At 42.5% G+C, this 26,999-nt stretch carries 18 protein-coding genes; 15 read left to right on the top strand and 3 right to left on the bottom strand.

Features of this window, described 5'->3' with window-relative positions; translation table 11 throughout:
* Position 1 precedes the first annotated feature (1 nt).
* Entirely contained in the window at positions 2-3,661 is a 3,660-nt protein-coding gene (gene dnaE, locus D8S85_RS12545; RefSeq protein ID WP_106480963.1) for a DNA polymerase III subunit alpha, read from the top strand.
* An 87-nt stretch (positions 3,662-3,748) separates the two neighbouring features.
* On the top strand, positions 3,749-4,063 hold the full coding sequence (gene trxA / locus D8S85_RS12540) for a thioredoxin (protein ID WP_027200880.1): 315 nt from the start codon (positions 3,749-3,751) through the stop codon (positions 4,061-4,063).
* A 75-nt stretch (positions 4,064-4,138) separates the two neighbouring features.
* Here the strand turns inward: trxA and D8S85_RS12535 are convergent, their stop codons facing one another.
* A complete protein-coding gene (locus tag D8S85_RS12535) occupies positions 4,139-4,675 on the bottom strand; it encodes a chromate transporter (RefSeq protein ID WP_106480962.1) in 537 nt (178 codons plus the stop codon).
* A 4-nt stretch (positions 4,676-4,679) separates the two neighbouring features.
* Positions 4,680-5,219, bottom strand: coding sequence for a chromate transporter (locus D8S85_RS12530; RefSeq protein ID WP_127075153.1), 540 nt, complete (start codon positions 5,217-5,219; stop codon positions 4,680-4,682).
* A 171-nt stretch (positions 5,220-5,390) separates the two neighbouring features.
* Between D8S85_RS12530 and D8S85_RS12525 the strand changes: the two genes are divergently transcribed.
* The gene (locus D8S85_RS12525; RefSeq protein WP_106480960.1) at positions 5,391-7,535 is read left to right on the top strand and encodes a toxin-antitoxin system YwqK family antitoxin; all 2,145 of its coding nucleotides are present in this window, start codon (positions 5,391-5,393) and stop codon (positions 7,533-7,535) included.
* Between the two features lie 87 nt (positions 7,536-7,622).
* Here D8S85_RS12525 and D8S85_RS12520 read toward each other — a convergent pair whose 3' ends face one another.
* A complete protein-coding gene (locus D8S85_RS12520) occupies positions 7,623-8,882 on the bottom strand; it encodes a M23 family metallopeptidase (protein ID WP_106625089.1) in 1,260 nt (419 codons plus the stop codon).
* Between the two features lie 464 nt (positions 8,883-9,346).
* On the opposite strand from D8S85_RS12520, the gene D8S85_RS12515 reads away from it, so the two are divergent.
* The 12 genes from D8S85_RS12515 (at position 9,347) to D8S85_RS12460 (ending at position 26,998) form a co-directional block, all read left to right on the top strand.
* Positions 9,347-10,273: an ABC transporter ATP-binding protein gene (locus D8S85_RS12515; protein WP_106625088.1), complete on the top strand. Its 927-nt coding sequence runs from the start codon at positions 9,347-9,349 to the stop codon at positions 10,271-10,273.
* Positions 10,274-10,284: 11 nt separating this feature from the next.
* Positions 10,285-12,588: a Gldg family protein gene (locus D8S85_RS12510; protein ID WP_106480959.1), complete on the top strand. Its 2,304-nt coding sequence runs from the start codon at positions 10,285-10,287 to the stop codon at positions 12,586-12,588.
* A 148-nt stretch (positions 12,589-12,736) separates the two neighbouring features.
* Positions 12,737-14,071, top strand: coding sequence for a MutS-related protein (locus tag D8S85_RS12505; protein WP_106480958.1), 1,335 nt, complete (start codon positions 12,737-12,739; stop codon positions 14,069-14,071).
* Entirely contained in the window at positions 14,068-15,405 is a 1,338-nt protein-coding gene (locus tag D8S85_RS12500; protein WP_106480957.1) for a MutS-related protein, read from the top strand. The genes D8S85_RS12505 and D8S85_RS12500 overlap by 4 nt, the downstream gene beginning before the upstream one ends.
* 151 nt (positions 15,406-15,556) lie before the next feature.
* Positions 15,557-16,108 (top strand): RNA polymerase sigma-70 factor, encoded by a 552-nt coding sequence (locus D8S85_RS12495; RefSeq protein ID WP_106480956.1) that lies wholly within the window; start codon positions 15,557-15,559, stop codon positions 16,106-16,108.
* Positions 16,109-16,292: 184 nt separating this feature from the next.
* Positions 16,293-17,450: a FecR family protein gene (locus D8S85_RS12490; protein ID WP_172726513.1), complete on the top strand. Its 1,158-nt coding sequence runs from the start codon at positions 16,293-16,295 to the stop codon at positions 17,448-17,450.
* 181 nt (positions 17,451-17,631) lie between these two features.
* Positions 17,632-21,015 carry a SusC/RagA family TonB-linked outer membrane protein gene (locus tag D8S85_RS12485; RefSeq protein WP_106480954.1) on the top strand — a complete coding sequence of 1,128 codons (3,384 nt, stop codon included), beginning with the start codon at positions 17,632-17,634 and terminating at the stop codon, positions 21,013-21,015.
* A gap of 26 nt (positions 21,016-21,041) precedes the next feature.
* A complete protein-coding gene (locus tag D8S85_RS12480; RefSeq protein WP_172726512.1) occupies positions 21,042-22,493 on the top strand; it encodes a RagB/SusD family nutrient uptake outer membrane protein in 1,452 nt (483 codons plus the stop codon).
* A 17-nt stretch (positions 22,494-22,510) separates the two neighbouring features.
* The gene (locus tag D8S85_RS12475; protein WP_106480951.1) at positions 22,511-23,242 is read left to right on the top strand and encodes a DUF4843 domain-containing protein; all 732 of its coding nucleotides are present in this window, start codon (positions 22,511-22,513) and stop codon (positions 23,240-23,242) included.
* Between the two features lie 52 nt (positions 23,243-23,294).
* On the top strand, positions 23,295-24,842 hold the full coding sequence (locus tag D8S85_RS12470) for a PKD-like family lipoprotein (protein WP_106480950.1): 1,548 nt from the start codon (positions 23,295-23,297) through the stop codon (positions 24,840-24,842).
* A gap of 56 nt (positions 24,843-24,898) precedes the next feature.
* Positions 24,899-25,756 carry a thioredoxin family protein gene (locus D8S85_RS12465; RefSeq protein WP_106480949.1) on the top strand — a complete coding sequence of 286 codons (858 nt, stop codon included), beginning with the start codon at positions 24,899-24,901 and terminating at the stop codon, positions 25,754-25,756.
* Between the two features lie 63 nt (positions 25,757-25,819).
* On the top strand, positions 25,820-26,998 hold the full coding sequence (locus D8S85_RS12460) for a TlpA disulfide reductase family protein (protein WP_158641571.1): 1,179 nt from the start codon (positions 25,820-25,822) through the stop codon (positions 26,996-26,998).
* The last annotated feature ends 1 nt before the right edge of the window (position 26,999 follow it).

The following is a 26,999-nucleotide window of genomic DNA, read 5'->3' as shown; positions in this document are numbered from 1 at the left end:
TATGGCATTTACGCATTTTCATGTACATTCTCAGTATTCTATTCTCGACGGGGCGGCGAGTGTGCCCGGGTTGGTGGAGAAGGCGATTGCCGACGGGATGACGGCGATCTCGTTGACGGATCACGGGAATATGTTCGGGATAAAGTTGTTCTATGATACTTGTCGCAAAAAGGGGATAAAGCCTATTTTGGGGGTGGAGGCTTACGTGGCCCGGGAGTCTTTGTATAGCAAAGAGAAGCCGGTGGACCGTTCGGGGGAGCATCTGATTATCCTGGCCAAGAATCTGAAGGGGTATTTGAATTTGGTCAAGCTTTGTTCGACGGCGTTCGTGGATGGGTATTATTATCGTCCGCGTATTGACAAGGCGTTGTTGGAGAAGTATCACGAGGGGTTAATTATTTCATCGGCTTGTTTGGGAGGTGAGATTTGCCAGAAGATTATGGGAGGGGATATCGAGGGGGCGGAGGCGGCTGCCTTGTGGTACAAGAATTTGGTGGGGGAGGATTATTACTTGGAGGTGATGAGGCATCCCGCAGAATCAGCGAAGGAGAGGGCGGAGGTTTACGATAATCAGGTGAAGTGTAACGCGGAGATCCTGCGTATGGGCGAGAAGTTGGGGATCAAGGTGATTGCCACGAACGACGTGCATTTCCTGAACGCGGAGGATGCCGAGGCGCATGATTTGTTGATTTGTCTGAATACCCGCAAGGATTTGGATGATCCCAACCGGATGCGTTACACGCGGCAGGAGTGGTTCAAGACGACGGCCGAGATGGAGGAGTTGTTCAAGGATATTCCGCAGGTGATAGAGAATACACAGGAGATTGTTGATAAAGTTGAAGAATATAAACTGGATTCCGACCCGTTGATGCCGGTTTTCCCGATCCCGCCGGAGATCGGTACGGAGGAGGAGTACCGGAAGAGATTCACGGAGGAGGATTTGTTTAACGAGTTTACCCGTAACGAGAAGGGTGAGGTCGTTATGAGCGAGGAAGATGCCCAGAAGAAAGTGAAGAAGTTGGGGGGATATGACCGGCTTTACCGTATCAAGTTGGAGGCGGATTATTTGAAGGAGTTGGCGATGAAGGGTGCCAAGCGGCGTTATGGGGAGAATATTCCACCGGATATTATGGAGCGTTTGATTTTCGAGTTGCATATCATGAAGACGATGGGTTTCCCGGGATACTTCTTGATCGTGCAGGATTTTATTCAGGCGGCTCGGGATATGGGGGTAATCGTGGGACCGGGACGTGGTTCTGCCGCGGGGAGTGCCGTGGCGTATAGCCTGGGTATCACGAATATTGACCCGGTGAAGTATGATTTGCTGTTCGAGCGTTTTTTGAATCCCGATCGTATCTCGCTGCCTGATATTGACGTCGACTTCGATGATGACGGACGTCAGCGGGTGTTGGAGTGGGTTACACAGAAATACGGGGCGGATAAGGTGGCGCACATCGTGACTTTCGGTAGTATGGCGGCCAAGATGGCAATCAAGGACGTGGCGCGGGTGTTGAAGTTGGATCTGTCGGAGGCCAACCGGTTGGCCAAGATGGTGCCGGAAACCCCGAAGATCACGTTGAAGAAGGCTTACAAGGAGAATCCGGATTTGGAAAAAGAGCGAGAGTCGTCGAATCCATTGGTGGCGAAGACGCTTCACCTGGCAGAGATTTTGGAAGGTTCCGTGCGGCAGACGGGGGTACACGCTTGTGGTATCTTGATCAGTCGTGACCCGTTGACGGAGCATATCCCGATTATGCCGACGGAGGGAGAAAGTTTGATGACCACCCAGTATGACGGCCACTTCGTGGAGCCGATCGGGTTGATCAAGATGGACTTCCTGGGATTGAGGACGCTTTCGATTATAAAAACTTGTTTGGATAATATAAAGAAATCCCGCCACGAGACGTTGGATGTGGATGCGATTTCGTTGGAGGATAAGGAGACATTCGAATTGTTTTCAAGGGGGGATACGACCGGCCTGTTCCAGTTTGAGTCGCCGGGAATGAAGAAGCATTTGAGGGCGTTGAAGCCGAACCGTTTCGAGGATTTGGTGGCCATGAATGCTTTGTATCGTCCCGGACCGATGGAGTATATCCCTGATTTTATCAAGCGTAAACACGGGGAAGCTCCTATCGAGTATGATCACCCGATGATGGAACCTTATTTGAAGAATACGTATGGTATTACGGTTTACCAGGAACAGGTGATGTTGCAGTCCCGCGCTTTGGGTAATTTTACCCGGGGTATGTCGGATACTCTTCGTAAGGCGATGGGTAAGAAGCAGATTGATACGATGAATCAGTTGAAGACGCAATTTATCGAGGGGTGTAACAAGAACGAGGAGTTCGTGAAGGGATGCAAGGAAATGGGGAAGGAGGTTAACCCGTTGGTCGATAAGATTTGGGGTGACTGGGAGGCGTTTGCTTCGTACGCGTTCAATAAGTCGCATTCGGTTTGTTATGCTTATATTGCTTACCAGACGGGATTCTTGAAAGCTCATTATCCGGCCGAGTTTATGGCGGCCAACTTGAGTTGCAATTTATCGCAGATTGAGAAGGTGACGGTTTTTATGGACGAGTGTAAGCGAATGGGGTTGAAGGTGTTGGCGCCGGATGTAAACGAGTCTGACGATGATTTCACGGTGAACCACAAGGGGGATATTCGTTTCGGAATGGCCGGAATCAAGGGTGTTGGCGAGGCTGCCGTGCATTCGATTATCCGGGAACGGAATACTAACGGGGTTTACAAGGATCTTTTTGATTTCTTCGAACGTTTGGATTATAAGACGGTGAATAAAAAGACGTTGGAGAATTTGATTGTCGCCGGAGGGTTGGATAGTTTCGGGTTGGATCGGTCGCAGTATTTCCATATGCCTGATGGTCACATGACGTTCCTCGACAATCTGGTGAATTACGGGCAGAAGAAGCAGCAGGATAGTTTGATGATGCAGGCGACGCTGTTCGGGGGGATGGATGAATATGACGTGAAGAAGCCCACTATTCCTTTGTGTGAGCCTTGGACGGACGTGGAGAAGGCGCGTAAAGAGAAGGAATTGATCGGGATATATTTAACTTCTCACCCGTTGGATTCGTATAAGTTGGAGATCAATGCAATTTGTACTCCTTTGGAGAGTCTGAGCAGTGATTTGAGTTCTTATAAAGATCGGGAGGTGACGATCGCGGGTATTATTGTTGCCAAGCGAGAGGGAAAGACGAAGAAAGGGAATGATTTTGGCATTTTGACGATCGAGGATTTCACGGGTTCTTACGAATTGCCTTTTTTCGGGGAGGACTATATCAAGTTCCGGAATTATTTTATTCTGGAGACATCGATTTATATCAAGGGGAAAGTGCAGAAAAAGAAGTATGGTGATGAGCTGGCTTTTAACGTGCAGAGCATGGATTTACTGAGCGTTATCAGTGAAAATTTGATCCGGTCGATCACGTTGCAGGTTGATGTGGAGAAATTGACGCATGAGCTTGTGCTAGAGTTACATAACCAGTTCGTGAACGAGAAGGGAGATTTGCCGTTGAACTTTGTTTTGTATGACGGGACGGGACATCGGGTAAAGATGTTTTCAAGAACCTGTAAGATAGGGCGTTCGAGAGAATTGTATGAATATTTTGAAAATAATGATGCTATTAAAATGAAAATTAATTAATTTCGCCATGTCAAAGCGTTGGATTATGGCGAAACTTTATCCAACGCTTTTAGCATGAATATTATTATAAATTTTAAAGATAGAAGTATGGCTATTGCAGTTAATGATTCAAATTTCGAGGAAGTTGTGCTCAAAGCAGAAGTTCCTGTTCTTGTAGATTTCTGGGCAGAATGGTGTGGACCATGTAAAATGATGTTACCCATCGTGGAAGAGATCTCTAAAGAGTTCGAAGGTAAATTAGTGGTTGCTAAAGTGAACGTAGATGAAGGTTCTGCTGCCGCTAAATATGGTATTCGTAACATCCCGACAATTCTTTTCTTTAAGAATGGCGAGGTGGCTGACAAACAAGTCGGTGCAGTACCTAAGACGACGTTGGTTTCTAAAATCAATGCACTGCTTTAAAATATAAAACCGCCGATTGGCGGTTTTTTTGTTTGTATTCTCGCCTGTAATTTAATCGCAAGCTCAATTTGTAATCTAATAAAGAATGTACCCAACAATTCCCGCTGCAATGATCATCAGAATCGGGTCCATTTTGAATTTGAAGGTGGCGATGAAGGCTATGGCGAAGATGACATAGCTTTTGTAGTCCACGAAGTTTTGTTTGTTCATCAATAACAATGCTGCAGCCCCGATAAGTCCTAAAACGGTGATTTTTAATCCTTGCATGGCCATTTCCACGTATTTGTTGTCACGGAACATGAAAAAGAATTTGGAAATCATGACCATGATGATTAAGGAGGGAAGGCTGACAGCGATCGTGCAGATGGCTGATCCCCAAATGCTGCCTGTTGCCGTATAACCGATGTAAGTAGCGGTGTTGAAGGCGATGGGGCCGGGCGTACTTTGCGAGATGGCCACGATGTCCGTGAAGTCGGCCACGCTGATCCAGTTATGAGTTTCCACGACGTCATGCTGTATTAACGAGAGCATGGCGTAACCACCTCCAAAACCGAATAGGCCGATTTTGAAGAAGGTGATAAAGAGGCTGATATAGAGATCAAGTTCTGACATTTATTTAGAGTTTGTGGGTGATTTTGCCGTAAAGGAGGCCACCGAGGATGGCGGCGATGATGATGTATATCGGGGAGAGGTTGAGTTGCCAAACAAGGAGGACGGCAATGACCGGGAAGATGACCGTTTTGCGGGTGACTCCTGCCGATTTGCCCATTTTGTATAAAGGGGCGGCAATGAGTGCCACCACTGCCGGGCGAATGCCTTTGAATACTCGTTCTACTCCGGGATTGTTTTTGAAATCCGTGAAAATAATGGCGATCAGCAGGATCACGATGAAGGAGGGGAGGATGGTTCCGAGGCTGGAAAAAATAACCCCTTTGACTCCTCGTGCTTTGTAGCCCACGAAAATGGCCGTATTCAAGGCTATCGGTCCGGGGGCAGATTGGGCTATTGCCATCATCTCCACGAATTCGCTCTCTTTTAGCCAACCTTTTTTATTCACTACTTCCTGTTGGATGAGTGGTATCATCGCGTAACCACCTCCCAGCGTGAAAGAACCGATCTTGAAAAATGAGATAAATATTTGCCAGTATGAAGCCATAATTTTGCGTTATATATCAAGGGCAAAGATACGATTTCCCAACTAAAATTCTTAATATTGTAACGTTGAAATCAACGCAGACGTGTTAAAACCCGGTTGGTTTTTTGGGCGTGTGATTTCAGCCTTTTGTATAGGCTTTGGTGTAGAGAATACGAACTTGATGATTGATGTATGAAGAAAAGTAGGAAAAGGAAGATAATTGTTATTTCGGGGGTATGCATGATGGTCGGACTGATCGTGTGGTTCGGGATTTTCCGAAGGGCAGGGAAGTTTGATACTTTGCAGGCAGTACCCGCGGATGCGGTCTTTAAGGTGAATATTGTATCCGTGAATAGCGTGTATGAACGGTTGCACCGGAATTTTATTTGGAGGTCGTTGAAGAATTATCCCTATTTCGAGGAGTATCAATCAAATTTGCAGTACGCGGATTCCTTGGCGAATGCCTACCCTAAATTGGAAAAGATATTAACTGATCGCCCGGTTACCATTTCGTGTCATCAGGTGGGGTTGAATAAATACGATTTCTTGTATGTTTGTGATTTAGGGAAGTTGAACGTGATTCAGGTGTTTGAAGCGTTGCTGTTGGGATTGGTGCAGGATGACGAGATAAAAATAAAGACGATCAAGGACCTGAACGGGGAGATTCGGGAAGTTCATTGGGGGAACGGGCGTTTCTTTTTTGCGATTCGGGATAATCTGCTGATAGGTTCGTTGTCTCACGCATTGGTTGCCCGTTCTCTGGCCCGGTGCAAGGCGAGTAAGGAGGAGCAGGAGGAGGTGGTTTCGGGGGATATAATGCTTGATCTTGATCATCGACAGTTGGGAAGGTGGGTTGCTTCGGTCATGGAGGAGTCAGCGGTAGCGGATGAGTTTTCGTTGTTGAGGAATACCCGTTTGATGATGCAATTAAATGATAAATCTCTTCGTTTTGTCGGGGAAACGAGGCCTGATCCGAATAAATACTCTTTGTTGGACGTGGTGAGTTTTCTGGAAGGAGGTTCTTCTAACTTAGAGACGATCGCTGGTGAAAATACGGCAGCTTATGTCTCTTTTTGTTTCCCTTCTTTTAAGGACGCGGAAAATCTGTTGTTGGAGAATTATAAGGTGAATCGTCTGCAATCTTATACAGAGATGAAGAAATCGCTGGATCGGTTGAATAAATTTCTGGATATGGACGTGCTGGAGGTGTTCACATCTTGGGTTGGCGGTGAGGTGGCAATTATCAAACCCCGTTTGGAGAATGATCAAAAAGCGGATCATATTGTTCTGGCGATACGCGCAGAGGATATCCATCTGGCCGAGGATCAAATGGCTTATCTGGCCGAACAGATTCAATGGAGGACTCCTATCCGGGAGAGGGCGATGGAGTTTAACGGGCACACGATTCATTATTTCCGTTTAAAAGGTTTTTTCCAGCTTTTTTTCGGGGGGATATTCGAACGATTTGAACGGCCTTATTATACATTCTTGGGTGATTATGTCGTTTTTAGTAATTCTCCATCCACTTTGGCCGAGATGATTAAAGAGTATGTGCTGGGAAACACGTTGGCGAATAACGAGAAGCATACGCGTTTGAAAGGGCAGTTGGGAAGTCGGAAAAACGTGTTTGGTTACATGCAGACCCCCAATACATACGAGTTTTTATATGATGCTTTCAAGGCAGATACCCGGGAGAGTTTGGAGAAGAACAAGGGGGCGTTTCTGAGTTTTGAAACGATCGGTTTCTCGTTGTCGAAGGAGGGGGGAGTTTTTGAGACACAGATTATAGCAAATTATAATGATAAGGCTCCTGAGGAGTACAAGATGCGGGAGTTAAATCGTCAGTTTGAGAACCAGATAAACAAGATCGAGGCTGGTTTTTATTATCCCGTGATTCCCGATAGCATCGCGGTGAGTGGGCAGGAGTATTACGAGTATAAGTCGGAACAGGCGATCTTCAAGGGAGCCCTGAAGGATGGGGAGCCGGATGGCGTGTGGTGCGTGTTTAATGTTGCGGGAAAGTTGCTTGGACAATTCCCGTATGGCAACGGAAAGATTGACGGGGTTGCTCCGTTCTTCTACGAGAATGGGGATTTATTGGCTCAAGTGACTTATAAGAACGGGCTGATTGCGGGATATAAGGAGTTTTTTCCGGATGGTACGCTCCGTACGGAGATCGCGTATCGGAAAGGTGTACGACATGGTACGGCAAAGTTTTATTACAATACCGGCCACTTGCTCTGTGAAGGACGTTACAAGAACGGGCGACAGGCTGGGAAATGGCGGTATTATAAGGTAACAGGGGAAAAAAGGGACGATCTCTTAATTTATGATTGAAGATTTATGATTGAAGATTCCGCCCATTACCTGTGCGTTCTTAAGCATTAAATCATAAATCATAAATCATAAATCTAAAATCTAAAATTATAAGGGTTGTTTTAAGATCTTCACGAGTGAGTCTCTCGTTTGAATGAAACGAGGCATGTTTTCCGGTGAGATGGGTTCCTTGGGGGGTGAACTCATTTTTAACGGGTTGATGGGAGATCCATTTTTATATACTCGGAAATCCAAGTGGGGACCTGTTGCCAATCCAGTACTGCCGACATAGCCGATGACATCCCCTTGTTTTACCCGTTTGCCGGGTTGGATGCCCTTGGCAAATTTAGAGAGGTGCATGTAGGTTGTGGTGTACACGCTGTTGTGTTTGATTGTTACGTAGTTTCCACCCCCGTTGGCTTGATAGGCTTTTTTCACGACAACGCCATCGCCGATGGTTTGTACTTCCGTGCCTGTCGGGGCTGCATAGTCTACACCATGATGTGCCCTGTATCTTTTCAGTACCGGATGGAATCGATTGTTGGAGAATCCTGAAGAAATACGAGAGTATCTTAACGGGGCCTTTAAAAAGGTTTTTTGAAGGCTGTTCCCTTCTTCATCAAAATAGGATAATTTTTCGTTTTGTTCAAAAGGAATGGCGTAGAAGTCTTTGCCGGAGTTGGTGAAAATGGCTGCTTTCACGTTGAAGTCTCGTAGCGGTTTGTCTTCCACGTACGACTGTTCGTAAAGGACTCTCACGGAATCACCTTTGGCTATGCCGTAGAAGTCGATGCTCCACGCGTAGATATCGGATAGTGTGACGGCCAGCATGGGGTCGGCTTGGGCATCAACCATCGCATTCCACAGGTTGGAGGTGATGATAATATGGGCCATTTTTTCTTTGGTCACGATGTTTTTTTTCCCCACGTAAACATCTGCCGTTTCTTTAAAGTCGATAACGACGTATTCCAAGGCATTTTTTTCGTAAATGAAGAATTCCGGGGTACGAAGGCTGTCTTGGTCTAGGAAAAGCGTGTAGTTTTGACCTCGTCTGATGCTTCGTACGTCAAAAATGTCTTTGCAGCGTTGAGAGATTTCGTGAATCTTTGCCGGTGATACCTTGTATTTGGATAGGATTGAGGAAAGATTTTCATTTTTCCCCACGGTGCCTTCTTCTATAAGAAAATTTTCATCCGGGATACCGTATTTATAATGAACCTGTTGTTGTTCGGTGGTATCAACAACTTCCTCTACCGCGTTAGCCTCTAATATGGCCTCTTTGTTTCCTTTGTTGCTAGGCCAAAAAATAACAATGCCCAATATAAACCCTATGGCAGCCCAGATCCAAATCCATTTCGTTTTTTTCATCTTTTCCGTTTGATTCTTAATGTTCACTCAAAATCCGGGATGCAAGTTAGGGGATTCCGATTGAAACTGCAATAAGGGAGAAATGTTTTTTTTGTCCTTCTGATTTTCAATGTGTGAAGAGATTCTTAATATTGTTATTAATAAAAAGTTAAAGTTGTATTTTTGATATTGCACCTATTTGCATTTTACTATTTTTGACAAAACAAAATATAAAAAAATGTTCCTGACTTTTTAGTGTATATTTGTTTTTGAAGTGATGATGTAAAAGTTTGAAATGTTATTTTCTTCTGAAAATGCAGAATGGTAGTTTGTGTAATTTGATGTAAAACAACTTGTTGAGGAATTTGAATATCTTAAAAATTTCATAAAGTTGATTTCTGAATAACACTAAATTGTTTTTGGAACGTCTTTTTATAAAGTTTATACGTGTTATTGTAGACAATATTAATTTTAATAACAAGTTTATGGAAGAGCCAGTTGTAAAAGTCGAACATTTGTCACATCGTTACAGCATCCAATGGGCCGTAAGAGACATTAGCTTCGAGATTCCCCGGGGGGGGATATACGGGTTGCTAGGGTCTAACGGGGCCGGAAAGTCAACCACGATGAATATTATTAGTGGAGTCATTAAACAAACTGAAGGGCAGGTTTTTATTAATGGTATTGATGCCCGTAAAAGACCGGTTGATGCGAAACGTCACATCGGTTTTCTACCGCAGAAACCACCTTTGTATGGTGATTTAACGGTGGAAGAGTATTTGATTCACTGTGCAAGATTGCGTTGGGTGGCAGACAAGGATCTTCTCCCGGCGGTGGATGAAGTACTGGCAAAATGTGGAATTACTCATTTCCGCAAACGCTTGATCAAGAATCTATCCGGTGGTTATCAGCAACGTGTTGGTATTGCTCAGGCCATTGTTCATAAACCTGATCTAGTTATCTTTGACGAGCCGACAAACGGTTTGGACCCGAACCAGATTATGGAAATCCGTCACTTGATCCATGATATTGCCAAGGATCGTACCGTGATTCTTTCTACCCATATTTTGACTGAAGTGCAGGCTGTGTGTGATCATATCCTGATGATCGAGGAAGGTAAGCTGGTGTTTATGGGAACCGTAGATGAATTTGATAATTACATTATCCCGAATTCTCTCTATGTTTCAATGATAGACCCGCCCGTTGCCGATGAGTTGGCGAAGATAGAGGGTGTTCTTGGCGTGGAAGAGTTAGGAAACCGGAATTTCCGTCTTCGTTTCACCGAGGCACAGGAGGTTATTGACCAAATCGTGAAACTAAGCGCCGCTAACAATTGGCGTTTGTCAGAGGTTCGGGTGGAGAAGAGTTCCCTCGATAATATATTCGCAGAATTATCTAAGAAAGCACATTAAAAAATCGGGTTATGTTTAAAATGATATATAATATAGCGAGGACGGAATTACAAATGTTGTTCTATTCTCCTGTGGCATGGCTAATTTTAGTCGTATTTGGGGTTCAATCGGGAATGCTTTTTGCTAACCAGTTGACCGGTCTCGTGAGTTCCCAAGAAATGGGGTATAGTGTTGAGGGAGCTACAATTACTATTTTTGCCAGCAGATGGGGTGGAGTTTTCACCTTGATGCAAAATTATTTGTATTTCTATATTCCTTTGTTGACCATGAGTTTGGTGAGCAAGGAGTTGAGTAGTGGATCTATCCGTTTGTTGTATTCTTCTCCGATCACGAATACCCAGATTATCGTGGGAAAATTCTTCTCCATGATGATTTACGGTCTTATCATGATTGGAATCTTATTCTTGATTACTCTTTGTAGCTGGGCTGTCGTTAAAGATTTTGAATTATCGATGGTTTTAACCGGATTGTTGGGATTGTACCTGTTGATCTGTGCTTACGCGGCTATCGGTATTTTCATGTCCAGTTTGACTTCTTACCAGATCGTGGCGGCTATTGGAACGTTTGCCGTGTTGATGGTATTGAGCATGATTGGCGGATGGTGGCAGGAATATGATTTTATTCGCGACGTGACTTATTGGTTGTCCATGCCCGGTCGAAGTGGGAAGTTTATTGCCGGATTGATTTGTAGCGAGGATGTTCTTTATTTTGTTATCGTGGTTTGTCTTTTCTTGTCATTAACGATTATTCGTTTGAATTCGGTTCGTCAGAAAATCCGTTTCGTGATTACTTTAGGAAGAAATATCGGTGTTATTTTCTTGGCTTGCTTCTTGGGTTATTTGTCTGCCCTTCCGCAAATGAAGCTCTATCACGATGCGACGTCAACGAAAATTAACACGTTGACCCCGAATAGCCAGGATATCGTGGCGAAATTGGATGGCGGTATGACAATAACGACCTATATTAATGCACTTGACCCAGGGTCATCTTGGTTTGCAGCTCCTTATTTCTTGAAACCGGATATGGAGCGTTTCGAGCAATATTTGCGTTTCAAACCGGACATGAAGTTAAAATACGTGTATTATTATGATACTACGGCGAACCCCATGTTGGACAGAAGATTCCCGAATGCAACACTTCGCGAGAAGATGGTCGAGGTTTGTAAGATCTACGGTTTGGATTCCAACAAGTTCATGGCTCCAGAAGAGATTCGGAAAATCATAGATTTGTCAGGAGAGGGTAACACGTTCGTGCGTCAGATTGTTCGCGATAACGGCGAAAAAGCATGGTTGAGAATATATAATGACATGCAACGTTTCCCGAGTGAAAGAGAGATTTCTGCCGCTTTCAAACGGATGGTAATGGAGCTTCCGAAAGTCGGATTCGTAGAAGGACAGGGTGAACGCAGTTATTCAGGTGGTAAAGACCGCGATTATAGTGCTTTTGCTAATGACAAGGGTTTCCGTTATGCTTTGGAAAATCAAGGATTTGATGTTACGAAAGTTGTGATGGATCAGCAAGTGCCGGAGGATATTAATATTATCGTGATCTCTGATATGCGTGAGTGGTTTACTCCGGAGCAGGAAGCTAACTTACAACAATATATTGATCGGGGAGGTAATTTGTTCATCTTGGGAGAACCGAAACGTAGAGATGTAATGAACAAGTTGTTTGCCAAGTTTGGTTATGAGATGACAACAGGCGTGCTGGTGAAGAGAGACACAAACTTGCAGGCTGATGTGATCCTTTCTTACCCGACGGCAGAGGCTGATAGTATTGCTTATGATTTTGGTATAATGCGTCATCGTCATATGGTTATCACGACACCTAGCACTGCCGGGTTAGAACAAATCGCAGACAAGGGGTACACGGTGACGAATATGTTCACGACTGACACGCTTGGTGTTTGGAATGAATTGGAAACGACAGATTTCATTGATGATACGATACGTTTGAACCCAGCTATCGGTGAAGTAGAGAAAATCTACAATACCGTGGTTGCGTTGTCTAAAAAAGTGGGGAATAAGGAACAGAAGATTATTCTGACCGGAGATGCGGATTGTATCAGCAACGGGGAATTCGGACGAAGAGTTCCAGGTGTTCGGACTGCAAACTTCTCGTTGATTACCGGAGCTTTCTTCTGGATGTCGGATAACGAAGTGCCTATTGATGTAAGACGTCCTGCTCTCCCGGATGATAAGGTGTACGTGGAAAAAACCGGAAGCAAGGTGATTAAATGGTCGTTCATGATCGTGTTGCCTCTATTACTGGCAGGAATAGGTATCTTCTTGTGGATTCGTAGAAAAGGAAGATAAAAGATACAGTATTTATGACCGGGGGATTGATGATCTCCCGATCATAAATAAAAAGATTCTATCATTTAGAGAGTCAAGAAAATTAGAATATGTATATTTGTAAGGGTGTACATTTTAATTTTCATTTTTCATTTTTAATTCATATAGGATGAGCTTTAAAATAGACAAACAGACATTGGATGATTTGGCTATTTTTGGGAATAACCGAACGAAGTCTGTTTATGATATTTTCAACCGGACCCGTACGCGGGGTGGTGCGAAAATTCTTGAAGAGATGTTTTTGTATCCCCTATCGGATGCAGACCAGATTAATGAGAGAAGTGACGTGATCCGTTATTATCGTGATATTGAAGCAGAGTTCCCGTTCCGTGGAGAAATTTTTGACACGATGGAATTCTACCTGAGCAACACGGACAGGCGTACGCAGTTGATGACGCAGGATAACACGTTAGGACGAAAATTTAAGAATCTCGTTGGGACGGATACAGAGTATACTCAAATCCACAACGGGATTGTTTGTTGTATAGAGTTGTTGAATACATTGGATGCCTTTTTGAAGAATTCCAAGGCAGATGCCGAGAACAAGACGATAGCCGAGTTGACCGCTAATTTGCGGGGATTGCTCGGTAACGAGAAGTGGTCCTGGTATGTTGCCGAGAAGGGGAAGAAAAAGCTAAGTTACGAGCAGGCGGTTGTTTACGACCGGGTGTTGCGTTTCGAGGAACGGGATAAGTTGATGAAGATTTTGTATTACGTTTATTTGCTGGATGTTTACATGGCCGTGGCCAACGTGGCAAAAGAACGTGGTTTTGTTTTCGCTAAAGCTCATCCGAATGATAAAAACAGGTTGGTTATGAAGGGAATGTTCCATCCTTTCCTCACGAAGCCTGTCGGTAACACGATCACGGTGGACGAGAATAGTAACGTGATCTTTTTGACGGGAGCAAATATGGCCGGAAAGTCGACTTTTATGAAGAGTTTTGGTATCACGGTTTTCTTGGCTCATGTGGGATTCCCTGTTCCCGCGAAAGAGATGGAGTTTTCTGTTCAGAACGGGATGTTCACGACGATTAACCTACCGGATAACTTGAATATGGGATATAGCCATTTCTACGCTGAAGTTTTGCGGGTGAAGAAAGTGGCACAGCAGGTTAGACAAACCCAGCATTTGGTTGTGGTGTTTGACGAGTTGTTCCGCGGTACGAACGTGAAGGATGCTTACGATGCGACAGTTGCAGTGACGGAGGCTTTTGCAGGAATCCGGAATTGCACGTTTATCATTTCGACTCATATTATAGAGGCGGGAGAAGTACTGAAAGCAAAGTGTGATAACATTAATTTCGTTTATTTGCCGACCAAGATGGAGGGAAGTAAGCCTATTTATACTTACACGCTGGCTCCCGGTGTCACGGATGATCGTCATGGTATGATGATCGTGAATAACGAACACATTATTGAAATCATTAAAAATGGAGAAGCATGAGTTTTGAGACAGATAAACAGACCCTGGACGATCTGAATCTTCTGGGGAAATACAAGAATAATTCCGTTTACAGTTTGTACGTCGGGACGGTCACCCGGGGTGGTGAGCGGAAGATGGAGGATATGTTTCTGCACCCGTTGACGGATGCGAAATCTATCAACGAGCGGTCTGCTGTATTCCGTTATTTTAGAGACCATGATTTTGGCTTTCCTTTCGGGAAAGACGAGTTTGATGTCGTGGAACAATATATTGCCGGGGCTAGCGGGAAACGAGCTTTTATGAATATGCTGCAAGTTTTGCGAGCAAAAGCGATGTTTTATATCAGCCATGATCCTGAATTCGGGATTATCCGGGATCGTATCGTGACATCGATTGAATTTTTCCGGAAGGCCCGGACTTATTTTGACGAGTTGGGACGTGACGTGGCCGGGAATCCTTTTCAGAAGATCGCGGAACGCGGAAAGGCGTTATTGAATGATAGCCGGGTGACGAAGTTATTGGAGAATACTCGTCGGGAGAATCCCGGTTTGATGGATATGCTCTTTTTTGATCGGAATTTGCGGTGCGTCTGTCACAAGAACTTCAAGGAAATCGTCGAGTTGTTACAGGAGATTGACGTGAACGTGGTGGTAGGTAGCGTGGCTCGGGAGAAGAAGTTCTGCTTCGCGGAAGCGGCTGATGACGGGGAGATTTTGGTTGCGGTGAAAGGTTTGCACCATCCTCGTATCGATGGGGCGATTTCGAACGATCTAGAGGTTACGGCCACGAAGAACGTGTTCTTCTTGACGGGTGCTAACATGGCCGGAAAGTCCACGTTGATGAAATCTTTCGGTATTTCGGTGTACTTGGCCCACATGGGATTCCCCGTGGCAGCGACATCCATGAAGTTCCGTATTCAAGATGGTATGTACACGTCTATTAACGTGCCGGATAATATTAACTTGGGTTATAGTCACTTCTATGCTGAAGTGCTTCGTGTGAAAAAGGTTGCTATCGAGGTGAGTCGTGACAAACGCTTGGTTGTGATCTTCGACGAGTTGTTCAAGGGTACGAACGTGAAGGATGCTTTTGATGCCACGTTGGCCGTTACGGAGGCGATTGCCGAGAGAAAGAATTGTGCGTTTATGGTTTCAACCCATATTATAGAGGTGGGACAGGAACTCGGAAAACGTTGTGATAACGTGACGTTCGAGTATCTCCCGACCGTGATGAAAGGGAAGTTGCCGACATATACGTATAAGTTGGAACCGGGTATCACGAGTGATAAACACGGTATGATTATTATTAATAACGAGAAAATTATCGAGATTATTAAGGGCGAGGTGGCTTCTTAGTCGGATAAAATTTTAGGATAGTATAATTGATCCCCGGGAATGGTATTTGTTCCCGGGGTATTTTTTGTTCGCCCATTTAAATTGAAGTCTATTCGTATTTTTACTTTTAATGTGCTTATATTTGTATTCGTCAAAACGTAATGCAAGATAAATGTTGAATGAAACTAAGGTTGGTTTAATCTGTTTATCAGAGAGAAAGAGGTTTAAAGAGGTGTACGAGGAGTATTTTACCGCTTTGAAGTATTTCGCCATGCGTTACGTGAAGGACGAGGAGGTGGCCTGTGATTTGTTGCAGGATGTTTTTGTGAAATTGTGGGAGAAAGGAGATCGCTTTGAGAACGTGATACAATTGAAGACTTATCTGTACCGGGTCGTTCGAAATTATTGCCTGACTTTTATTCGAGATGCTCAAAGAAAAGAGAAACGCATGGAAGGTTTTGAGGTGGAAGATACCGAGGAATCGTTTGTGTACCAAATGATTGAGGCCGAGATATACGCTTTGATAAATGATATTTTCGAGGAACTTCCGGATGCTTGTAAGAATGTTTACGTGAAAAGTTTGGAGGGCAAAAGTCATAAGGAGATTGCGGAAGAATTGCATATCGCTATTACAACCATTAAAAAGCACAAGACGAATGCGAATAATTATTTAAGGAAACGACTGAAGGACTTGTTGTTTCTTGTCATGCTCTATGGAGCTTGAATTCCCCTGTCCCTTCTTTTTCTATGGTTGGGCTACGAATGGGATTCTTTATCTTGATTTTGATCACCACATGATTTTTTAACGAAAAAAGTCAGGTTGGGAATACTACCTGTTATATATTTTGGAGTTCTTAATAAAAGGATGATTAAAAATTACCGATTACAATACATCTGATAGTATGGATATGGATAGTAAGCGAGTGGAAAAATTGATAACAAAAGCGCTTTTGAAAGAGATTTCTGAAGGTGAGCAGTGTGAGTTGGACGAGTGGTTGGATGCTTCTGAACAAAACAGGAGTTTTTTCGAGAGTTTGCATTCCGAGGCGTATCTAAAGAAGGCGGTGGGAGATCATAATCGTGCGTTGCGTGATGCGGGGTGGAAGCAAATAAAGAGAAAAACGATAGAAGTAAGGTCTCGCAAGATTCGTTGGCAGGTATCTCGTATCGCGGCGGCGATTATTTTCCCATTTGTGTTGGGAGGATTTATTTGGTATATGATGGGTTCTGTGGAGAAGTCGTCGGGATTGCCTTTCGTATCTCAAGAAATAAAGGTGGGGGGATCTAAAGCGGTGGTTACATTATCAACAGGAGAGCGGGTTACTCTTTTTGGTGACACTACGGTATGCGTGAATGACGGGTTGTCCACGATGATTAATCAGCAGGACACGTTGAATTTCATGAAAAATAACGATGTGGTTGTAGCGGAAAATAGTTACACGGTTATTGAGATTCCGAGAGGTGGTGAGTATGTCGTACGATTGGAAGACGGGACCGTGGTTTATTTGAATTCCGAGTCGGAATTACGAATTCCCGTTCATTTCGGATCGGAGGAGAGGTTGGTTTGGTTGAAGGGCGAAGCTTATTTTAATGTTGAACATGAGAGCAAGCGTCGATTTATTGTAAGAACGGATCGGGCTGATGTTTCGGTGTTGGGAACTGAGTTCGGTGTGAGAGCATATGCTGACGAGAAGAAGTTCCTGACAACTTTGGTGAAAGGTAGCGTTGAAGTGAAGAGTGAGAATAACGTGCATCGTATTGAGCCGGGAGAACAAGCAAAAGTCGACAATGCCGGAAGTATAGCGGTTGCGAAGGTGAATACGGATGAATTTGTTGCTTGGAAATTGGGACGGATCGTGTTCACGGACGCTCGTTTGGAAGATATCATGAACGAGTTGCAAAGATGGTATGATTTTAACGTGTTTTACACGAATTCGGAACTTAAAGAGTTACGTTTCTCGATGGATATCGTGAAATACAAAGAAGTTTCAGAGATATTTGACTTGATGGAAAAGATTCGAAGAGTTTCTTTCGAGGTAAATGGGAATAATGTGATCTTAAAATAAAGAGAGTAGTACCGCAAATACTACCCTCTTGAATGCCTGATAACAGACAAATGTAAAATCAATACAAAGTTATGGAAAATAATTAGAACAAGAAAAGAAAAAGGAGCCTCATTTCTACCGCAAGCAGAATTGAGGCTAAAGATGGATAACAGACAAATGTAAAATCAAACAATTTATTTTTATGAAAAAACATCATGAGAGTTTACGGGGGTTCCCCCGTTGGCTGTGCCGACTACTATTATCTGTGAATGTCGTGCTGGTGGCAGTATCGTTTTCATTTGCTCAGCAGAACACGGATCGGGTAACACTTAACATGAAAAATGCTTCTTTATCGGAGGTGTTTAACGAGATTAAACGACAGACACATTTGAGTTTCATGTTTAGTAATGATGATTTGAAGGATATCAAAAGAAAGGATGTCCAGATGAAAAATGTCACGGTAGATGAGGCTATGAAGAAATGCTTGGAAGGGACAGGCTTGGAATACGAGCTGACGAATAACGTGGTTGTTATCCGTAAGTCTGCTGCGAAAATGGAAAAAGCACAACAAGTAACATTGAGTGGTACGGTACGAGATAAAGACGGTCAAACTTTACCGGGAGTGTCCGTTGTAATTAAAGGAACTTCTTTGGGAGGAGCGACAGATATTGACGGAAAATATCGGTTTACGGTTCCTTTGACGAAGGATATGATATTGGTATTTTCTTTCGTGGGGATGGAAACCAAGGAAGTGGTGTACAAAGGTGAGTCGACGTTGAATGTGACTCTAAATTCTGATATAACGGAGATGGCAGAGGTCGTTGTGACAGGTATTTTTACTCGTAAAGCGGATAGCTATACCGGTGCAGTGACGACGATTAAAAAGGAAGAATTGCAGCGAGTTGGTAACCAGAACGTGTTGCAATCACTGAAAAATATCGATCCCTCTTTCCAAGTATTAGAGAATAATGAATTTGGTTCTGACCCGAATAAGGTGCCGGATATTCAGATGCGTGGAGCATCTAATTTTTCGGATATGAAAGATAAATATCAGACAAACCCGAACCAACCGCTTTTCATTGTTGACGGATTCGAACAGTCGATAGAGAAAGTAATGGATATGGATATGAATCGGGTGGCCTCGATTACTTTGTTGAAAGATGCAACAGCCAAGGCGCTTTACGGTTCTAAAGGAGCCAATGGGGTCGTCGTGATCGAGACCGTGACTCCGGAAGTTGGGAAAATGAGAGTTTCTTATTCAGGAAATCTTAGTATCCAGGCTCCGGATTTGGGGAGTTATGATTTGGCAAATGCGGCAGAAAAACTAGAGATTGAGAGAAGAGCAGGTGTTTACACGGATAAATTGGGACGTCCCGATGTGCAACAACAATATGATGAGAAGTATAATGAGTATTACAAGGAAATCTTACGGGGTGTGGATACCTATTGGTTGGAAAAACCTTTGCGAGTGGGTGTGGGACACAAACATTCGTTGAATTTTGAAGGTGGAGATGATATTATCCGCTATAGTATTGATTTCTCGTATAATAAAGTCGCTGGTGTAATGAAGGGATCTGATCGAGAAGTAATTTCGGGTGGTTTTAATTTTCAATATCGCTACGGTAAATTCCTTTTTAGGGATCAATTGTCTGTTACTTTTAATAAGGCAGATGAGTCTCCTTATGGAGCTTTCTCCGAGTATGCGAAGTTAAATCCCTATTGGCGAGCTTACAATGATGATGGTAGTATTAGGGAAGTTATGGGAGATTATCAAATAGCAAATATGCAAGGAAGTCATCCTATATATAACCCGATGATAAATGCTTCATTAAATACGAAGACATCGACTTCTTATACCGACATCACGAATAATTTTTATGCAGAATGGGATGCTTTTGAAGGAATGAAGGTAAAAGGACGTTTTGGGTTGGTTAGCAGTAAGAATGATAGTGAGGTGTTTTTACCGCGTGATCATACATCTTTCCGGGATATATCGCCTGATAGCGAGGATTATTTCAATAGAGGGAAGTATACGAAAGGTAATGGTACGCGCTTAGATTATAATGTAGATCTTTCCGCGAATTATTCGAAATTATTCGGTAAGCATTTGTTGTTTGCTAATGCCCAATGGAGCATAAGTCAAAAAAAGAGTGAGATGGTATACTTTCAAGCTCAAGGGTTTGCTAATAACAAAATGGATTATATCACGAATGCAAAAGAGTATGTATCCGGCAGTCCTTATGGAAACGAGTCCGTCGTAAGGGAAACTAGTGTCTTGGCCTCTGTCAACTATTCTTATGATGATCGCTATTTATTGGATGCTACTTATCGGGCGAATGCTTCTTCTTTATTCGGAGCCGATAAACGTTGGGGTAGTTTCTGGTCTGCAGGAATTGGCTGGAATATTCATAAAGAGAGGTTCTTTGAAGGAGTTAGTTTTTTGGAAAAATTGAGATTAAGAGCTTCGACAGGATATTCCGGTTCGCAGAACTTTAATTCTTATCAGGCTATAGCCACTTATAAGTATTATAACGAGAGCTATGATAATATTATGGGGTCATACCTAATTAGTTTGGCGAATCCGGAGCTACAATGGCAAAAAACTCAAGATAATAATTTTGGTATAGAGTTTTCAATGTTGAATATGTTGGATGTCACGTTTGATTATTACATAAAGAACACGGAAAATTTGTTGACGCCTGTTTCGCTTCCTCCTTCAGCCGGTTTTGATAGTTACGTGGAGAATTTAGGCGAGACGAAAAATCGAGGAGTCGAGGCAAAAGTGAATCTACGTGCGATCAGAGATACAAAGCGTGAAATGTATTTAAGCGTGTTTGGCTCTCTTATGCATAATAAGAACAAAATAACCAAGATTTCAGATGCGTTGAACACGTTAAATAATACTCGGGATGAAGAAAAGGTAGGGAGTAATATTCCGGATCACGAGAATGGGAAGGGCGTGACTAAGCCTTCAACCCGTTATGCGGAAGGACAATCCATGAATGCAATTTGGGCGGTGAGATCATTGGGAATAGATCCGATGAATGGAGATGAAATCTTTTTGTCGGCAGACGGAAAGATGGTTTATAAATGGGACCCCAAAGATCAAGTGGTTGTTGGTGATGATTTACCCAAGGTTTCCGGTACTTTCGGTTTTAATTTTGAATATAAAGGCTTTTCTGTGAACACATCGTTTTATTATAGATTGGGCGGACAATATTATAATCAGACATTGGTAAATAAGGTGGAGAATGCTGATATACAATATAATGTGGATCGTAGAATGTACACAGATCGTTGGACTACCCCAGGTGTTGCGGCTAAATATAAAGCCTTTAATAGCAGTGAACCTTTTACCCGGCCGACCTCTCGTTTTGTTCAAGATTTAAATGAATTGCAAATGACATCATTAAATATAGGATATGATTTCCGTAATTGTGGTTTTATGAAGAGTGGGGCGATTGAACGGTTAAAATTACAATTCTACGCAAATGATTTGTTTAGATTATCAACGGTGAAAACGGAACGAGGTACTGAATATCCGTATGCCAGAACGTATTCATTTACTTTGCAGGCAACGTTTTAGATTTTTGAATGATAAAAAAGGAAATTATGAAGAATATAGTACATAAAATAAAGTTATCCGTTTGGATTCTTCTGGCTTTGTTTGTTACAACTTCCTGCGATAGCTGGTTGGATGTGAAACCTAAGACGGAGGAAGAAGCTGAACGTATGTTTAGTACGGAAGAAGGATTTAAGTCTGCTTTGGCAGGTGCTTATATTTCTTTGAGTCAGCCCGAGTTATACGGTAGAGAGTTGACCTTCGGAATGGTAGGCATTTTAGGGCAAGAATGGGGAGGTGGAGGAACTTTGGATCAATCCAGTTCGGCATATTCTTTTTTCTTGCGATATAGATATGATGAAACGGTGTCGAAAGCTATCGTGGAGAAGGTATGGGGAGAGATGTACAAGACGATTGCCAATGTAAATACATTACTTGAGTATACGGAAAAAAAACGGGATGTGTTGAGAGGGAATAATTATGAGATTATTCGTGGGGAGGCTTTGGCTTTAAGAGCTTTTATTCATTTTGATCTTTTACGGTTGTATGCGGAAGCTGATTTTTCGGAAACGGCAGGGCTTTCAATTCCTTATGTGAAAGAGGCCAAGCCGGCGATTGCTCCACAATATACTCCGGCAGGTGTGGTGGAATTAGTTCTGGGAGATATAAAAGATGCTCTTGATTTATTGGAAAAAGATCCTATTTACACGGGGCAGGATGTCTCTGGTGAAGATAATGGTTATTTAGCCAACCGGAATTTTCACTTGAATTATTACGCTGTGCAAGGATTGAAAGCCAGGGTATTGGCTTATGCGAAACAAATGGATAAAGCGGCAGAGGCAGCTTTGGTCGTAATTGGCGCACAGGAAAATAAAGATATTTTTCCTTGGGTGAAAAAGAATGATATAAATCCTAGTGATGTAACATTGAAAGATCGTACTTTTTCCACGGAGCATCTTTTTGCCTTGAATACGATCAAATTGGACGAGAATATCAAAGGATATTTTAAAGAGACGATGTCTCCAATGCTTCCTCGACAAGCAATCACGAGTGGTTCGGATTATTTGTATGATGTGGCTGATTATCGATTGAAGTGGTTTGATAATGAGAACGGGTTGATAAATGTATTTTCAAAATTCTGGCAAAGCGATAAGAAAACGGTAGACGGGATTGTTTTACCGAAGAGGGACAGGATGCCGATGATTCGGATTTCAGAGATGTATTATATCGTGGCAGAGTCGATGAAGATTTCTGATCCTCAAGGAGCATTGGATAAATTGAACTTGGTGCGTAAGATGCGCGGATTGACAGAGTTGCTTGCCGACTTGAATCCTGATGCGATTCAACAAGAAATACAGAAAGAGTACGAGAGAGAGTTTTTAGGAGAAGGGCAGCTATTTTTCTTCCATAAAAGACAGGGAACGAGGAATATCGCAACGGCAAATGCTGTTTATAAACTCCCGATACCGGATCTGGAAATCGATCTTGGTGAACGTGAATAATTTTAAATTTGTTGATTATGAGAAGTATATTTAAAATATGGATGCTTGCAGGGCTGGTGTCATTCTTTATGATATCATGTAACGAAGATGAGATTGAAACTTATTCCGGTCCGGATGCGGTCAATATGTGGATAGGTACGACGAGAGATAGTGCCGAGATGTCCTTTTTGGCTCTTGGACCAACGTTGACTGAATATGTCTTTAACGTAGAACTTAGAATCCAATCTGTATTGAAGAATGAAGATCGAGAGGTGAAAATTAACTTGGGAGCATTGACAACGGCTGTTGCCGGAGAAAATTTCGAGGTGGTCGAAAATGTTACCATTCCTGCCGGGGAGACTTCCGTTATCGTACCGGTGAAAGTCTATAAAAAAGGATTGGCTGATATTGAGGGAGGATTGGTCGTTGAGCTTGTTGTTGGAGCATCCAAAGATTTCATTCCGGGTGTCTACGGGAAGATGAAACTTTCTTTTGCCGGTGATTTCCCCAAAAATTGGTATGCAAGTACGACTTCAGATGTAGGAGCAATACCTTATTTCTGGGGTAAATGTACGAAAAATAAATACCAATTCGTTTTTGAACATTTAGGTACTATTGACTTGAAAGATTATGCGGGATGGAATTATACTCCGATTATAGCGATGCAAAATGAATTGAATGCCAAATTGGAAAAGTATGCTGCCGATCATGATGGGGAATACTTGCTGGATGATGATGGAAGTAAAATGTGGTTCTCTGCTGGTACCTGATATTTAAGTGTATTGGAGTATTGGTATATTGATGAATTAAAATTTAGAGTTTATGAAAAATAAGATAAAACATGTATTATTTCTTTCGGTAATACTATTTTCCGTCGCTTCATGTATTGATGATAAAGGCAATTATGATTACACGGAAATTGAAGATGCAATAGTTGAAATACAGGAAGTGAAAGAGAATGGAGGTAAGATTAGTCGGGATCGCTACGCCGAATTGAGTTTTAATCCCGAGATACAATATCAAGCCGGTTCTTCTGTGGATGATTATAATTTTGAATGGAGTTTATATACTCAACAATCACAAAAAGATGATGATGATGCTTATATTCCCAAGAAGGTTATTGGTGATCAACCACAACTGTCATATAGGCTAATTGATGAGCCGGATAAATATTATGTGGTTTTGAAGGTGACGCATAAAAAAATGGGTTCGTGTACAGACTATAAATTTGAATTGAATATTAATTCTGTGGTTGGGTGGATTATTTATGATGAAGTCGCTAGTGGAGATGGAGATTTCCAAATTATTCGTGATCGTGAAATTGTACCGGAATTGTCTTCGATTCAGACGGGTATTGTTCGAAATTATTTTTCCACGGCTAATGGAGGAAAGAAATTGCAGGGAGGAAAGTTCTTGGGAAGAAGAAATATGAATAATCGATACGATCATTTATATCTTTTTAAAGAGGATGGAATGTACAAAATGAAAGCCGGGACTTACGAAGTTATTACGGAAGATTATTCTACTTTATTTTCTACCCAGCCAGCGAAAAATGCTCCGATGGCCCTCTATTATCCTAGCCCGATGTATGGACAAGTCGAAGTATTCGTGAATAATAATGAGATGTACACGATCAGATGGAATATGTTGGGACAGGAAGATAAATACACTACGCCTATAGGAGCGTTTGGGACGGCTTATAAAGTCAATCCGTTTATAGCTCCGGTTCCTGTGACAGGTAATACTGTTCGTGCTGTTCTGTATAATGATATTAGTAATGCTAGAGGTCAATTTATTACTATAAATAGTAGTGGTGCTGCTGGTTTCCCGAGGACTCCAGATGGGAAATTTAATACCGGAGCGATTAATATGAATGAGTCCATGCAACTTAAATTAGAGTATTTGGGACAAGGTCGAGATGGTATTACTTGTGCATTATTTAAAGATGAACTAAATGCAGGGAAGTTTTCGCTTTACACTGCAGATTTTCGGGATGTTTCTAAGCCGTTAGCATTAGAGATTTACGATTTAGGAGATCTGCAAGATATTGACGATGCTAAATATTTTACTTTCGGGACACGGGGTGATGTGCTGTTTTATGCGACAACTTCGAAGGTTTATAGTTACGTGTTCGATGGGGCGGTAACCGAATTGCTTTCTACTCCGGGAGAGGAGATCGTTTCCATGAAGTTGTACACGCATTCTGCCAATGAAGATTACAGTGGTCGTATGTTATTCGTGGCAACTTATGACGGTTCTGTTGGAAAAGTATACAAGATTAAATTCAATGAGTTGAACGGACAGTTGGATGGAGAGATTGAGGAGTATACCGGTTTCGGGAGAATTATTGATATGATGAATAAAGAATAAAAATAGAAATATTCCCCTCATGTTTTCATGAGGGGAAAGTTCTAAAATGAGTATTAATGAAAAAAAATAGATTACTTAAGATTGTTGGTTTTGCTTGTTTGTTCGTTGTATTAACGATATCGGTAAACGCCCAGAAGTATAAATCAGTGTTTAAAAACCTGACTTGGGAACAAGCGGCAGAGCAGGCGCAGAAAGAAGGAAAGATTGTGTTGGTGGATGCCATGCGAAAAGCTCGAACCCCGGAGGATCAGAGGAAACAGGATGTTGCCGAACGGAAATTGTTCTCAACTCCTGAAATCATGGATTTTTGTAATCAGCACGTGATTGCTATTCACATTGATATGGGGTCAGAAGCAGGTAAGGCATTTGCACCTAAATTAATGATGAATATGTACCCGACCTATGGTTTTTTCATGCCCAACGGGGATATTCTTGGGGTTGTAAGTCCTTTTCTTTTGGCACAAAAACCGGAAAAGTTCATGGAGGTCGGGAATAAGGCGTTGAAAGATGCCGTGGTGAAGAGAAATAATACACGTTCGATTCGGTTTGAAGAAATTGGCTTGAAGGATGCCATGGCAAAAGCAAAAAAAGAAAATCGGTTGATTTTTATTGATGCTTATACGGATTATTGCCAACCTTGCATGTTGATGGTGAAAAATGTGTTTTCATTGAATGCTGTGGCTGATTTTTACAATCAGAACTTTATAAACTTGAAAATGCATTTCGGCAAGGAGAAAGAACTTGCAGAGAAATATGGAACAAGTGGTTATCCGGCATTCCTGTTTATTAATGGTGACGGAAAATTGGTTTATATGGAGAGTGGATACACAGAAGGTGATGAGTTTATCGGTTATGGAAAGACTGCTTTAGAAAAGGCCAAGGGAATAGAGTTTATCGAGGATACTGCTTTATAATTGAGAATTGCGGGTAAATAAGCAATGTAAGGATAAGGCATTTAATGAATTAAAATGATATTTATGAGAAAGATTTTAAGATTGTTGTTATTGGTTTGTATCGTGGTGACTACAAATAGTGTTTTTGCTCAAAAAACGATCACGATCAAGGGAAAAGTAAAGTTTCCTTATAACCGTTTCAATATGGAAATTATTGAACGACAGGGATTCGATAAGACGATTATTGATTCGTGTAAGGTGAAAGATGACGGAACGTATGAATTTAAAATGAAGGTGGATAAACCGGGTGTTTACACGCTGGATTGTCAGAAGTGGCAATCTGTACAATTTTGGGCAGAGGACGAGGATTTGGAGATTAATTTCAGAGGAGAGGACACGGCTAGAATCAAAATAAAGAACCCGCCTTACGTGTACATTAAAGGAGGACCGAATAACGAAGTTATGAACCTGATGAATTGGAATGGATACAGGGGATACCAGTTGATGATCGGTATATCGCAAGGTGTATATCGTATTCCGGGTATTGATGATCAGACAAAACAGGAAGTTTCCGGTAAATTCTACGATATGCTGGGGGATGAGTCAAGGGCAAGGATACGTTTTTTGGCTGAACATTATGCCGACCGGAATAGTGTGCTGGCTGTATTACCGGCGTTGAGAGGAGAAGAAAACGAGGAATTGGTGCAGCAAGTGTTGGCCCGTTTGGAAAGTAAAAACCCGAATTATGCTCCTTTGTTGAAATATAAGGCAGAAATGGCTGAGGCGAAAGCTCAAAAAGAGCGTTTGGCTGAGGGAAAGATCGCTCCGGAATTTTCATTCCCTACCCCTGACGGTAAAAAGATGTTAGGTCCTCAGGATTTTAAAGGAAAGATTCTTGTGCTTGATTTTTGGGCTTCTTGGTGTGGGCCTTGTCGGGCTGAAATTCCTCACTTAAAGGAGGCTTATAAGGAATATAGCAACAAGGGCGTGGCATTCTTTAGTGTATCCATTGATAAAGATAATGCTGCTTGGAGAAAAGCCATGAAGGAAGAGAATATGCCTTGGGCTCAAGTACAGGCTCCGAAGGCCGGTAAAGACGTGATGAAACAATACCAGTTCTCGGGAATCCCTTATATTTTGGTTTTGGACAAGGAGGGGAAAATCGTGGCAAAGAATTTGCGGGGAAAGGCATTGACGGATAAGCTAGAGGAATTACTTAGTGGTAAAAAGAAGAGTGTGGCGATGCCCGCGATGGGAATGTAGT

The sequence above is a fragment of the Butyricimonas faecalis genome (assembly GCF_003991565.1).
GTDB lineage: Bacteria > Bacteroidota > Bacteroidia > Bacteroidales > Marinifilaceae > Butyricimonas > Butyricimonas faecalis.
Note: the sequence above shows the minus strand (reverse complement) of the source record. Positions and strands in the feature narration are given on the sequence as shown.